This is a genomic window from Pseudomonas putida (genome assembly GCF_005080685.1).
GTDB lineage: Bacteria > Pseudomonadota > Gammaproteobacteria > Pseudomonadales > Pseudomonadaceae > Aquipseudomonas > Aquipseudomonas putida_V.
Window position 1 is genome coordinate 2864448 of sequence record NZ_CP039371.1, and the last position, 12551, is coordinate 2876998.

Sequence of the window (12551 nt, forward strand, 5' to 3'; positions counted from 1 at the left end):
ACAGCGCCCGTTCAGTTCACCTGGTTACGTTTGGCCAGGTCGACCATTTCCACCAGCGACTCGGTTCGCAGCTTTTCCATGATCCGGCCACGGTAGGTGCTGATGGTCTTGGCACTGACGTTCATCTGCTGCCCGATGAACTTGTTGCTTTCGCCACGGGCAAGGCGGCGCAGCACTTCCATCTCGCGGTTGGACAAGCTGCCCAGGCGATAGGCTTCGCTTTCCAGCGTACTGCTGTTGACCGACATCTGTGGGAAGGTGGAATAGCCCTTCACCAGCGCCTTCAAGGCGAACACCACGGCGTCGAGGTCTTCGTCCTTGGTGAGGAAGGCGGCGATGCCGGCGTCCAGGCAGCGCCTGACATAAAGGTCGCCTGCCTGTCCGGTGAGCACCATGATCTTCGGTTGCGGTTCAAGCTTTTGCAGGCGTTTGATCACCTCCATGCCATCGAGCCCGGGGAGGCCAATGTCGAGGATGACGACATCCGGTTCAAGGTCACGTACGGCCTGGGCGACTTCCTTCCCATCATCGACTTCTCCTACAACCTGGAAGCGATCGCGTTCCAGCATGATGCGTAGGGAGAGGCGCACGATAGGATGATCATCGACGATCAGTACGGTGGTCATGTAGAAAACTCCTGTCGGAATGTGGTCCGTTTCTCGCGTCTGGCGGGAAGAGGCCTGCAGACGATAGCTGGCAGCGCGCAAGATACGGCCATTCCGCCGCCTTGGTAATGGCGAGTATAGAACTGTGGAAAATCACACCTTACTCTGTTGAAAAACCCTACAGGGAGAATGGAAAAGGTCGCGCCCGCGTTATAAACGAGCGCATTTCATGTCAAGGCGCAGGTGTCAGGCACAGTGCGTGTGGGGTTTGTGTACGCGCTGGATTGAAGCGGGGTTGTTGTTGAGGGCCAAGCCGACCCGGGTTGGCCTGGCGACCAGTTGCCCCGAGCAATTCGGGCACTGGCCGTGCAAGCGTTGGTCGGCGCAGGTACGACAGAAGGTGCATTCGAACGAGCAGATCACGGCGTCGGGGCTATCGCCAGGCAGATCGGCATCGCAGCATTCGCAATTGGGGCGCAGCTCCAGCATGGGTAGAACTCCAGGTCGTGGGCGTGAACCTGGAGTCTGCTATGGGCCACCGACGCTTGGCAATGTCAGTCTCGCGGCCTGTAGAGGTGGGCATGCCCGGCGCGATAGAGGGCCGATTCGGCGAAAGGTGCATCGCCGAGCACAGGCCCCACCAGAATCAGCGCGGTACGGCGAAAACCCTTGGCGGCGACCTGCCCGACGATGTCGTCGAGACGGCCACGGACCCAGTCCTGATCGGGCCACGTGGCGCGGTGGACCACGGCGATCGGACAGTCGTGGCCGTAGTGCGGCAGCAGGTCGTCGACGATCCGCGCCAGGTGCTTGATGCCCAGGTGGATGGCGAGGGTGGTGCGGTGGCGCGCCAAATCGGCCAGTTGCTCACCGGCGGGCATTGGCGAGGTATCGCCGTAGCGGGTCAGGATAACGGTCTGCGCCACGTCTGGCAGGGTCAGCTCGCAGCCGAGCAACGCTGCGCTGGCGGCGGTGGCGGTGACGCCGGGAATGATCTGGTAGTCGATGCCCAGTTCCCGCAGGTGGCGGATCTGTTCACCGATGGCGCCGTACAGGCTCGGGTCGCCACTGTGCACACGCGCCACATCCTGGCCCTTGTCATGCGCTGCGCGCATCGCTGCGATGATCTGTTCCAGGTGCAGTTCGGCACTGTTGATCAGGGTTTCGGCCTGATGACCTTCGAGCACCGCCGCCGGCACCAGGGAGCCTGCATAGATGACCACAGGGCACTGGCGGATCAGGCGTTGGCCCTTGACCGTGATCAGCTCGGGGTCGCCCGGGCCTGCGCCAATGAAATAAACAGTCATGGTGATTCCTTGAACGATGAAGGGCGATTATCGTCCACGCGCTACGGCCAGGGTAGCCGGGCCGAGCACCTGGCGAGTGAGCACCAGGCTGGCCTGGCCTTCGGCCTGCCAGGCCAGGGCCAGGGCGGTGCTCTCGGCTACGCCCCAGCAGCCGGTATGCGCATGGACGACGGCCGAGCGATGGCTGAGCTGCGCTTCGAAGGCCTGCAGTTGGCGGGCGTCGAAATGCTCCAGAGTCAGCCCATGGCGCTGGGCCAGTTGCACCAGCGCCGGCTCATCGGCCTTGGCCGTCAGGGTGGCGATGCCGCGCATCGCCGAAGGCTGCAGGCCGTTGGCCTGCAGCGCCTGTTGCAGCAGTGATTCGAGTACTTCCAGCGGGCAGCCCCGGCGACAGCCGAGGCCGATGTACAGTGCCGCCATCAGGCCGGGTTGGCGCGACGATAGAGCCATGCGCTGAGCACGCCGAGCGCCAGCCAGAACGCGGCGTTGGTCAGCCACGAGGCGATCTTGAACTGGGTTTCCAGCTCTGCGGGCGCCAGGCTCGAATGATGCTCCGGTTGTGGCGCACCGATTATGTGCGGCAGCACCAGCAGCACTGCACCGAGTACCTTGAGCAGCCAGTGCTGGGCGAACACCAGCAATGCCAGGCCCAGGGCGGTGGCGGCGGCTGTGCCGATCCACCAGGCCTGACGTTGGCCAAGTTCGGCGGCTGCGGTGCCGGGCAGTTCCGGCGGCAGGCCCAGGGTGGGTGCCAGGCAGAACACGGCGAACCCGGCCAGCCCCACCATCCGCCAGAAAGTGTGCGGTTGGGCTCACGCAGGCTGTACAGCGCGGCGAGGATCAGGGCGAAGCCGACTGCCACGACCAGGTTGCCGCCGGTGTTGGCGACGATGCGCTGCCAGCCATCCTCGGGCGACCAGGCTTCGCCGTCATGGCTGTGTGCTGGCGCAGCTTCCTGGCCATGGTCGTGGTGCTCGGTTGCCGGGGCACTGTTTTCATAGGTTTCGGCCTGGAGAATCAGCGGTGCGACCCAGAAGCTTTGCAGCAGAGTCAGCAACAGGGCAGCGAGCAGGCCGCTGAACCCTGCGGTACGTGCGATGCGCTTGATCATGCGGGCGGGCTCAGTGGCAGGGGAAGGCGGCGCTGTGGCGGGTGTCGTGGGCGGCGTTGTGCACCGCTTCGATGTGCGAGAAGCCGGCGAAGTAGACCAGGCACAGACCCAGCAGGCTGGCACCGACGGCGACGATGATGCGCTGGCTCTGGGTAGTGGGGGTGGCGACGCTGTTTTTGAGGGTGGTGACGGGCATGACGCGTTCCTCTGCATTTATTGTAGGCAGCAGGCGCGGTCGCCCCGGGCGCGATCGGCGCCTTGGGCCCCAGGAATGGGGAATGCGACAGCGCCCGCCCTCCGCGGGGTGTACATGAACGCCAGGCCGGTCTCCGGGCTTACGAGGAGGAGCGGGGCTCCTGAGGGGGTCACCTTCCCATGCCGAACTGCGTGGCACAGTGGTCCAGACCCTTCACTCGTTTACCGTTGCGGGGGCAGCACCGGAATTGTCGGGCCCTGTACAGCGAAAGTATCGAGGGCCTGCGACGCACCGGTTTCCCGTTTCACCCCCGTAGGGGCACCTGAACGCAGGGCATAAGAAGAGCACGGGGCGGGGGGCGCGTCAACCACGCCCCGGCACAAATTCCCAGCCATCGGTTGACCCCCGGCGACCCCCCGCGTAGCCTTGCCGCTTCGAGGTTCTTCGGCCATGCCGAAGCTAAGATGGGAACGCGGTCAAAGCCGCGGCTGCCCCCGCAACTGTAAGCACCCATGGATCGACACAGCCACTGCGCCCCGGTGCGGGAAGGCGTCATCCGCAAGCCCTGTAGCGCAGGGCCTACCGGTGCGAGCCAGGAGACCTGCCTCGAGACGATTTCGACTTTCAACCGGGCGGGGTGATCCGGTGGCGAACGAGCCCGGCCGGCCAGGCTCTGGGGCTGTCGTCCCGCATGCCCGCGCCATCATGCCAAGGGCAACGCGACATGAAAACACTGGCCAAGCTCCCCGTCACCATCGTTACCGGCTTCCTCGGCTCCGGCAAGACCACATTGCTCCGCCACATGCTCGACAACGCCCAGGGACGCCGTATCGCGGTCATCGTCAACGAGTTCGGCGAACTCGGCATCGATGGCGAGATCCTCAAGCAGTGCAGCATTGGCTGCACCGAGGAAGAAGCCAGCGGCCGCGTCTACGAGCTGGCCAACGGCTGTCTGTGCTGCACCGTGCAGGAAGAGTTCTTCCCGGTGATGCGCGAGTTGGTGGCCCGCCGTGGCGACCTCGACCACATCCTCATCGAAACCAGTGGCCTGGCGCTGCCCAAGCCTCTGGTCCAAGCCTTCCAGTGGCCGGAAATCCGCAACGCCTGTACCGTCGACGCCGTCATCACCGTGGTCGACAGCCCGGCCGTGGCTGCTGGCACCTTCGCCGCCTATCCCGAGCAGGTCGATGCCCAGCGCAAGCTCGACCCCAACCTCGACCACGAGTCGCCTCTGCACGAACTGTTCGCCGACCAGTTGGCCAGCGCCGACCTGGTCGTGCTGAACAAGGCCGACCTGATCGATGCCGAAGGCCTGGCCAAGGTCCGCGCCGAAGTGGCCGAGGAACTGCCGCCAGCGGTCAAGGTGATCGAGGCCGCCAGCGGTCGTCTGCCGCTGGACGTCCTGCTCGGTGTGGGCGCCGAGGCCGAAGCACACATCGACGGCCGCCGCACGCACCACGACTCGCATCATGACGGCGACGATCATGACGACCATGATCACGACGCCTTCGACTCCATCTCCATCGACCTGCCCGAAGCCGACGAGAGTCTGCTGCTCGACGCCTTGACGCAGCTGGTGGTCGAGTTCGGCATCCTGCGCGCCAAGGGTTTCGCTGCCATTCCCGGCAAACCGATGCGCCTGCTGGTGCAAGGCGTCGGCACGCGTTTCGACAAGCACTTCGACCGCGCCTGGCGCGAAGGCGAGCCGCGCATCACCCGCCTGGTGCTGATCGGCCAGGACCTGGACGCAGCTCAACTGGAGGCGCGCCTGCGCCAGGCCCTGGGCGCCTGACCGATGCACCTGCTGCGCACCCAGCCCGGCGGCTTCGTGCCGGACGACAGCATTGCCGATCTTGGCCAGACACCTGCCGAGCTGGTGATCCTATGCAGCGGCGATTCGCACCTGGCGTTGCTCGCCGATACCGCCGAGCAGTTGCCAGACGACTTCCCCTCACTGCGCCTGGCCAACCCCATGCAGGTGCAGAACCATGCCTCGGTCGACCTCTACGTCGACCAGGTCTTGCGCCATGCCAAGGTGATCCTGGTGTCCCTGCATGGCGGTGTCGGCTACTGGCGTTATGGGGTCGAACAGCTGGTAGAGCTGGCCGCCCGGGGCGTGCAGTTGATCCTGGTGCCAGGTGACGACCGCCCCGACCCTGAGCTTACCGGGCTGGGCACGGTCGAACCGGCGCAGGCCGAACGCCTCTGGCACTTTTTGCGTCAGGGTGGCAAGGCCAACGCCTTGAACCTGCTCAACTGCATGGCCAGTCTGTGGCTGGGGCGTGAGTATCCCTGGGAAGAACCGCAAGCACTGCCGCGTACGGCCGTCTACCATCCCGAAAAGGGTGGCGCGACCCTGGAAGACTGGTACCGCCAGTGGCACCCGGAGCAGCCGGTGGCGGCGCTGTTGTTCTATCGCTCGCACCTGCAAGCCGCCAACACCGGCTTCATCGACGTGTTCTGCAAGCGCCTGCAGGCGGCGGGGATCAACCCTTTGCCTATAGCCTTGGCCAGCCTCAAGGAAAGCGCCTGCCTGGAACAGCTCGAGCAGTGGCTGGACGAAGTGGGCGCTGAAGTGGTGGTCAACACCACCGGTTTCGCCCTGTCCAGTCCGCAGCGCCCCAACCTGCGGCCGCTGCGCCGTGACATTCCGGTGTTGCAGGCCATCTGTGCCCAGGACAACCAGCCGGCCTGGGAGGCCAGCGAGCAGGGCCTGGGTGCCCGCGACCTGGCCATGCACATCGTTTTGCCGGAGCTGGACGGGCGCATCATTACCCGCCCCGTCAGCTTCAAGGACCTGGCCTGGCGCAGCGAGCGCAGCCAGGCAGATGTCGTCTGCTACCGCGCCCACCCCGAGCGCATGGACTTTGTCGCTGAACTGGCGCGGCGCTGGGTAGCCCTGGCACGCCTGCCCAACGCGCAGAAGCGCGTGGCCCTGGTGCTGGCCAACTACCCGACCCGCGACGGCCGCATCGGCAACGGCGTGGGCCTGGACACTCCTGCAGCCGCCCTGAACATACTCGCTGCCCTGCGTGACGAGGGCTATCCGGTGGCCGACCTGCCCGAAAGCGGCACGCAACTGATCCACGCCTTGCTCGGCGGCGTGACCAACGACCTCGACCACCTGGACCTGCGCCCCTGCGCCCAGAGCCTGGCATTGGCCGACTACCAGGCCGTGTTCGAGCGGCTGCCCGAAGCCAACCGCCAGGCCGTGCTGGAGCGCTGGGGTCCGCCCGAACAAGACCCGATGTACCGCCAAGGCCGATTGATGGTGGCGGGCCTGCGGTTTGGCCAGACCTTCGTCGGCATCCAGCCGGCGCGGGGTTATCAGGTAGACCCCAGCGCCGTGTATCACGACCCCGATCTGGTGCCGCCGCATGCCTACCTGGCGTTTCACTTCTGGCTCCGCCACGCCTTTGCTGCCGATGCGGTGATCCACGTCGGCAAGCATGGCAACCTCGAATGGTTGCCGGGCAAGGGCGTGGGCCTTTCGGCGCAGTGCTGGCCGGACGCCTTGCTCGGTCCTCTGCCGAACATCTATCCGTTCATCGTCAACGATCCGGGCGAGGGCGCCCAGGCTAAGCGCCGCACCCAGGCGGTGATCATCGACCACCTGATGCCACCGTTGACCCGCGCCGAGACCTACGGGCCACTGCGTCACCTCGAGCGGCTCGCCGACGAATACTACGAGGCGCAGTTGCTCGACCCTCGCCGAGCGCGTGAACTGCAGCGCGACATACTCGAACTGGTCAAGGCCAACCACATCGACCGCGAACTGCAGCTCGAGGGCCAGTTGGACGACGCCGCTGTATGGCTGCCGCGTCTGGATACCTACTTGTGCGACCTCAAGGAATCGCAGATCCGCGATGGCCTGCATGTGTTCGGCCAGTCGCCGCAAGGTCGGCTGCGCCGCGATACCTTGCTGGCGCTGCTGCGTGTCGAACGCGGTGACGGGCGTGGTGGCAACGCCAGCCTGCCACGGGCATTGGCCAAGGCGCTGGCGCTGGGCTTCGATCCGCTCGATTGCGACCTTGGCCAGCCTTGGACGGGGCCACGGCCAACACTGTTGCAGGCGCTCGACGACAGCACCTGGCGCACGTGCGGGGACACCCGCGAACGCCTGGAGCTGTTTGCCCTGCAGTTGATCGAACAGGCCCTGGCTGGTCAATTGCAGCTGCCGCTGGATGCACCCTGGCAACCCGTGGGTCAGGTGATCCAGGCGCTGTGCGAGGAGGTCGCGCCCAATCTGGATGCCTGCGGCGCTGCCGAGCGCGATGGCCTGCTCGCCGCTTTGGCCGGGCGCTTCGTGCCGGCCGGCCGAGTGGGGCGCCCAGCCGTGGGCGCCTGGATGTACTGCCGACCGGGCGCAACTTCTATACCGTGGACGTGCGCAACTTGCCCACCACCACGGCATGGCGCCTGGGTTTCGCCTCGGCCAGCCTGATCCTCGAACGCCACCTGCAGGACCACGGCGACCACCTGCGCCAACTGGGCCTGTCGGTGTGGGGCACGGCGACCATGCGCACCGGTGGCGACGACATCGCCCAGGCCATGGCATTGATGGGTGTGCGACCGGTATGGGCCAGCGGCGGTCAGCGCGTCGACGATTTCGAGATCCTGCCGCTGAGCCTGCTCGACCGCCCACGGGTCGATGTGACGCTGCGCGTCTCGGGCTTCTTCCGCGATGCCTTCGGTAACCTGATCCGCCTGTTCGATGCGGCGGTGCAGGCGGTCGCGGCGCTCGACGAGCCAGACGACCTCAACCCTCTCGCTGCGCGCGTGCGCGCCGAGCGCCAGGCCTTGCAGGCACAAGGCATCGACGCTGAGCAGGCCGCCCGCCAGGCCGGTTGGCGGGTGTTCGGGGCCAAGCCGGGTGCCTACGGCGCAGGTGTGCAGAACGCCATCGACGGGCGCCTGTGGCACAGCCGCGAGGACCTTGCCGAGGTGTACCTCAACCATGGTGGCTATGCCTATGGCGGCCAGGATGACGGCACCCCCGCCCGGGCGCAGTTCGCCACGCGCCTGAGCCAGGTCCAGGCGGTGCTGCACAACCAGGACAACCACGAGCACGACCTGCTCGATTCCAATGACTACTACCAGTTCCAGGGCGGCATGCTGGCGGCCTCGGAAACCCTGGCAGAGGCCACGGTAGCCAGCTACCACGGTGATCACAGCCAGGTCGACCGGCCCCGCATACGCACCCTCAAGGAAGAGCTGAACCGGGTGATCCGCGCCCGCGCACTCAACCCCAAGTGGATCGATGGCGCCAAGCGCCACGGTTACAAGGGCGCGTTCGAGATGGCGGCGACCGTCGACAACCTGTTCGCTTTCGATGCCACCACCCATCTGATCGACGACCACCATTACCAGTCGCTGGCCGATGCCTACGTGCTCGACCCGGCGACACGCGACTTCATGCGCGAACACAACCCCGAAGCGCTGCGCGACCTGACCGAACGCTTGCTGGAAGCCCAGCAGCGTGGCCTTTGGGAGCAGCCCGGCGACTACCGCGAGGCCCTCGAGGCGCAATTGCTCGACGGCGAGGAACAGGCTTGAAATGATTGAACCCGTGCAATTTCCGCTGGCAGCCGTGGTCGGCGCGGACGACCTGAAACTGGCCCTGTGCCTGACCGCCATCGACCCGAAGATCGGCGGCGTATTGATCGAAGGCCCACGCGGCATGGCCAAGAGCACCCTGGCCCGCGGCTTGGCCGACCTGCTTGGCGAAGGCCCGTTCGTGACCTTGCCGCTGGGTGCCAGCGAGGAGCGCTTGGTCGGCACCTTGGACCTGGATGCCGCGCTGGGGCAGGGCAAGGCACAATTCTCGCCTGGTGTGCTGGCCCAGGCCGATGGCGGCGTGTTGTATGTCGATGAAGTCAACCTGCTGCCCGACACCTTGGTCGACCTGCTGCTCGATGTGGCGGCCAGCGGCACCAATCGGATCGAGCGCGACGGCATCTCCCATCGACACAGCGCCCGCTTCGTCTTGATCGGCACGATGAATCCCGAGGAAGGCGAACTGCGGCCGCAATTGCTCGACCGCTTCGGGCTGAATGTATTGCTCGACGGATTGCCGGAGCCTGCAGCCCGGCAACAGATCATTCGCAGGCGCCTGGCCTTCGATACCGATCCGCAAGCCTTCGGCGCCCAGTGGGCAGCGGCGCAGCAGCAACTGCGCCAGCGCTGTCACGACGCACGCCAGCGCTTGTCGGCCATCGGCCTCGACGACCAGGCTCTGGCCTGGATCACCGAGCGCTGCTACGCGGCGGGGGTCGATGGCTTGCGAGCCGACCTGGTCTGGCTGCGGGCGGCGCGTGCGCATTGTGCCTGGCGCGGCGCAGAAACCATAGCCGAGGAAGATGTCGAGGCAGTCGCCGAATTCGCCTTGCGCCATCGGCGTCGCGGTGTGCCACCCGACAGCCAGTCCAGCCCGCCGGCCGCGTCAGCCAGCAGTGACCGGACCAGCGGCGACCGAAAAAGTGCCGAGGAGCAAGGCGGGCAGGGTGATTGGGGGGCATTACCGGCCCAGCCAGTCAGCACCGGCCCGCGCCGCGAGGTACCGAACTGGGCAAAAAAGCCCTGAGCATCCGTCGGCACCCACAGGCGGCGGATGCCAGACCGAATGTCGGAAACCTGACAGGCCCGCGTGGTGGGCGCCCCGGCCTTCGTCGAGCGGTCGCGTCGCCTGGTTGCCGACCTTGCTCAAGGGGCGGCCACGTCAGCGCCAGGACCTGTGCTGGCAGCAGCGCCGAGGCCAGGCGCCGGCATTGTGGCTGGTGATCGTCGATGCGTCGGCGTCGACCCGTCGTCATCAGGCACTGGCCAATACCAAGGGCGTACTGGCGGAACTGTTCGACCAGGCATACCGCCAGCGCGCGCGGCTGGCTCTGCTCACCGCCAGTGGCGGCGCGCCACAATGGCAACGGCACGGGTTGAAGGCGTCGGCGGCGTTGCAGCCTTGGTTGCGTGCCTTGGGTGCCGGTGGCGGCACCCCTCTGTTGGCTGCGCTGGAGCAGGCCCGCGACTGGCTGCTGGCGCGGCGCAAGGCGCACCCGCATGAACGCCAGCGATGCCTGGTGTTTACCGATGGCCGCCTGCAACGCTGGCAGGCCCCAGCACCGATGCCGTGTGACACGGTGCTGGTCGATATGGAGCTGGCGCCTGTGCGCCTTGGCCGGGCACGGCAACTGGCCGAGCAACTACTGGCCGATTACCAGCACCTTGAGCATTTTGCGCTGAAGAGTAATTAAAGAAGGGGCGCGACACTATGTCGCAATAAGGAAAGTTGCCATCCCCGACAAGGGGGCGCAGTGGGGGAAGTTACCCAAGTGCGTGCCATGCACGCACTTGAAGGCAAGGCCCGATATTACTTTGGCATCGACCAGGGTTGCAGGTCGTAACCTTTCTCGCACAGTTCGGCTCGCACTTCTTCGATCAGGCAGGCCCATTGCGCAGGGTCGGAATAGATGCGCGAGGAAACTTGCTTGCTGCCGATACGCGTGCTGGTCCGGTCGATCACTGCCAGGCTCAGCTCTCCAGTGCCGTTGGGTGCATCCCAGGCTACACACTGGAAGGGTTCGAAGGCGTGGTCGGCAATCAGCAGTGCTTCGTTGACACGGAGCGGGGCGTTCATGGTTCGGTCTCTCTATGGTCCCAAACATCGAAATGTAGTCCGCGTGGCTTCTGGCTCGCTGGTGTTATCGCGATGCGCAGCGCGGGGTTATTCGTACTGATGCTCCAAGTCGGTGTTCAAGTCACACGGCAGTTGTAAATTTTTTTACGGCGTTATCAAAGTTTCTTGCCCGCCGCCGCCTGTGACGTCGTTAAGTTGGGAAAATTCCCAGGTGCTCTTGGCGCGACAGCATTTAGCAGACAAACGGTAGGGGGGTGCGTCAAGTTCGTTGCTACTGTTAATTCGGGCGTCGCAACTTACTGTTTTCACGCAAAAAACCATAATTTGGCGCCAAGGAACGGTCATGCACGAAACCGCAGCCCAACGCCGCTTGCTCATCGTCGACCCGTGCGACGACTGCCACCGCCTTCTACCCGGTTTGCGTAGCGCCGGGTGGGACGTGCACAGCTGTAGCCTCGATCTTGCCCTGGAGTATCCCTGCGATGTCGGCCTGTTGCGTTTGCAGGCCTCGCACCTGCGTCATCCCGACGCTGTGAAGGACATGATCAAGCGCAGCAACACCGAATGGATAGCCGTGCTCAGCGCGGAGGAGCTGCGTATCCAGAATGTCGGTGACTTCGTCTGCGAATGGTTTTTCGACTTCCACACCTTGCCCTTCGACGTGTCGCGGGTGCAGGTGACCCTGGGTCGCGCCTTCGGCATGGCACGCCTGCGCGGCAAGGGCACGGTCAGGGTCGATGAACCGGAACACGAACTGCTCGGTGAAAGCCGGCCGATCCGTGAGCTGCGCAAGCTGCTCGGCAAGCTGGCGCCGACCGAATCGCCGGTGCTGATCCGCGGTGAAAGCGGCACCGGCAAGGAATTGGTGGCGCGCACCCTGCACCGGCAGTCGTTGCGCCACGAGCAGCCGTTCATCGCGATCAATTGCGGGGCAATCCCGGAGCACCTGATCCAGTCCGAGCTGTTCGGTCACGAGAAGGGCGCATTCACCGGTGCCCACCAGCGCAAGGTGGGGCGGATCGAGGCGGCCAACGGTGGCACGCTGTTCCTCGACGAGATCGGCGACCTGCCGCTGGAGTTGCAAGCGAACCTGCTGCGTTTCCTACAGGAAAAACACATCGAGCGGGTGGGCGGTAGCCAGCCGATTCCGGTGGATGTGCGGGTATTGGCCGCCACCCACGTCGACCTGGAGAAAGCCATCCATCAAGGGCGTTTTCGCGAGGACCTGTACTACCGGCTCAATGTGTTGCAGGTGGTCACTGCGCCGTTGCGTGATCGGCATGGCGACCTGTCGATGCTGGCCAACCATTTTTCGCACTTCTACAGCCTGGAGACCGGGCGCCGGCCACGTTCGTTCAGCGACAGCGCCCTGGCGGCCATGGGCCGGCATTCCTGGCCCGGCAACGTGCGCGAGCTGGCCAACCGGGTCCGGCGTGGCCTGGTGCTGGCAGAGGGCCGGCAGATCGAGGCACAGGACCTCGGTCTGCATACCATAGACGCCGAGGAGCAACCGCTTGGCACGCTCGAGGACTACAAGCACCGGGCCGAGCGTCAGGCCTTGTGCGATGTACTGAACCGGCACAGCGACAACCTGAGCATTGCCGCCAAGGTGCTTGGCGTGTCTCGACCGACGTTCTATCGGCTTTTGCACAAGCACCAGATCCGTTGAGTGCGTTTCCACCCGGCCCTATGGCTTGCA

General features: G+C 65.3%; 10 protein-coding genes, 2 pseudogenes and 2 riboswitches. Of the genes and pseudogenes, 5 read left to right on the plus strand and 7 right to left on the minus strand.

Translation table 11 applies throughout. The annotated features are described in order from the left end of the window. Window positions 1-11: 11 nt before the first annotated feature. From E6B08_RS13170 to E6B08_RS13195, 6 genes and pseudogenes are all read right to left on the minus strand, one after another. Complete coding sequence (locus tag E6B08_RS13170) at window positions 12-626, minus strand: response regulator transcription factor (RefSeq protein WP_136914413.1); 615 nt, start codon at window positions 624-626, stop codon at window positions 12-14. 225 nt (window positions 627-851) lie between these two features. Beyond that, window positions 852-1094, minus strand: a complete 243-nt coding sequence (locus E6B08_RS13175; RefSeq protein ID WP_136914414.1) for a DUF1272 domain-containing protein — start codon at window positions 1092-1094, stop codon at window positions 852-854. Between the two features lie 65 nt (window positions 1095-1159). Further along, entirely contained in the window at window positions 1160-1912 is a 753-nt protein-coding gene (cobM, locus tag E6B08_RS13180) for a precorrin-4 C(11)-methyltransferase (protein WP_136914415.1), read from the minus strand. Window positions 1913-1939: 27 nt separating this feature from the next. Further along, window positions 1940-2332, minus strand: coding sequence for a cobalamin biosynthesis protein (locus E6B08_RS13185; RefSeq protein ID WP_136917394.1), 393 nt, complete (start codon window positions 2330-2332; stop codon window positions 1940-1942). Further along, window positions 2332-3023: pseudogene (locus E6B08_RS13190) on the minus strand (CbtA family protein). Before E6B08_RS13190 ends, E6B08_RS13185 begins: the two are co-directional and overlap by 1 nt. A 10-nt stretch (window positions 3024-3033) precedes the next feature. Then, window positions 3034-3219: a CbtB domain-containing protein gene (locus E6B08_RS13195; RefSeq protein ID WP_136914416.1), complete on the minus strand. Its 186-nt coding sequence runs from the start codon at window positions 3217-3219 to the stop codon at window positions 3034-3036. A 106-nt stretch (window positions 3220-3325) separates the two neighbouring features. Next, window positions 3326-3560: riboswitch (cobalamin riboswitch) on the minus strand. Between the two features lie 79 nt (window positions 3561-3639). Further along, a riboswitch (cobalamin riboswitch) is annotated at window positions 3640-3843 on the plus strand. 100 nt (window positions 3844-3943) lie between these two features. On the opposite strand from E6B08_RS13195, the gene cobW reads away from it, so the two are divergent. The 4 genes and pseudogenes from cobW (at window position 3944) to E6B08_RS13215 (ending at window position 10469) form a co-directional block, all read left to right on the plus strand. Beyond that, on the plus strand, window positions 3944-5011 hold the full coding sequence (gene cobW / locus E6B08_RS13200; protein WP_136914417.1) for a cobalamin biosynthesis protein CobW: 1068 nt from the start codon (window positions 3944-3946) through the stop codon (window positions 5009-5011). 3 nt (window positions 5012-5014) lie between these two features. Then, a pseudogene (gene cobN / locus E6B08_RS13205) lies at window positions 5015-8775 on the plus strand (cobaltochelatase subunit CobN). A 1-nt stretch (window position 8776) separates the two neighbouring features. Then, on the plus strand, window positions 8777-9802 hold the full coding sequence (locus E6B08_RS13210; protein WP_136914418.1) for an ATP-binding protein: 1026 nt from the start codon (window positions 8777-8779) through the stop codon (window positions 9800-9802). Between the two features lie 106 nt (window positions 9803-9908). Next, window positions 9909-10469 carry a vWA domain-containing protein gene (locus E6B08_RS13215; protein WP_136914419.1) on the plus strand — a complete coding sequence of 187 codons (561 nt, stop codon included), beginning with the start codon at window positions 9909-9911 and terminating at the stop codon, window positions 10467-10469. Between the two features lie 116 nt (window positions 10470-10585). Here E6B08_RS13215 and E6B08_RS13220 read toward each other — a convergent pair whose 3' ends face one another. Next, window positions 10586-10852: a hypothetical protein gene (locus E6B08_RS13220; RefSeq protein WP_016392598.1), complete on the minus strand. Its 267-nt coding sequence runs from the start codon at window positions 10850-10852 to the stop codon at window positions 10586-10588. 343 nt (window positions 10853-11195) lie between these two features. Here E6B08_RS13220 and E6B08_RS13225 point away from each other — a divergent pair, with 343 nt between their 5' ends. Next, the gene (locus E6B08_RS13225) at window positions 11196-12521 is read left to right on the plus strand and encodes a sigma-54 dependent transcriptional regulator (protein WP_136914420.1); all 1326 of its coding nucleotides are present in this window, start codon (window positions 11196-11198) and stop codon (window positions 12519-12521) included. Window positions 12522-12551: the final 30 nt, after the last annotated feature.

Bases quoted from the DNA above. Each gene is read 5' to 3' on its own strand.
- cobW (WP_136914417.1), top strand. From the start codon at position 3,944: ATGAAAACACTGGCCAAGCTCCCCGTCACCATCGTTACCGGCTTCCTC.
- E6B08_RS13210 (WP_136914418.1), top strand. From the start codon at position 8,777: ATGATTGAACCCGTGCAATTTCCGCTGGCAGCCGTGGTCGGCGCGGAC.
- E6B08_RS13170 (WP_136914413.1), bottom strand. From the start codon at position 626: ATGACCACCGTACTGATCGTCGATGATCATCCTATCGTGCGCCTCTCC.
- E6B08_RS13220 (WP_016392598.1), bottom strand. From the start codon at position 10,852: ATGAACGCCCCGCTCCGTGTCAACGAAGCACTGCTGATTGCCGACCAC.
- E6B08_RS13175 (WP_136914414.1), bottom strand. From the start codon at position 1,094: ATGCTGGAGCTGCGCCCCAATTGCGAATGCTGCGATGCCGATCTGCCT.
- E6B08_RS13195 (WP_136914416.1), bottom strand. From the start codon at position 3,219: ATGCCCGTCACCACCCTCAAAAACAGCGTCGCCACCCCCACTACCCAG.
- E6B08_RS13225 (WP_136914420.1), top strand. From the start codon at position 11,196: ATGCACGAAACCGCAGCCCAACGCCGCTTGCTCATCGTCGACCCGTGC.
- cobM (WP_136914415.1), bottom strand. From the start codon at position 1,912: ATGACTGTTTATTTCATTGGCGCAGGCCCGGGCGACCCCGAGCTGATC.
- E6B08_RS13185 (WP_136917394.1), bottom strand. From the start codon at position 2,332: ATGGCGGCACTGTACATCGGCCTCGGCTGTCGCCGGGGCTGCCCGCTG.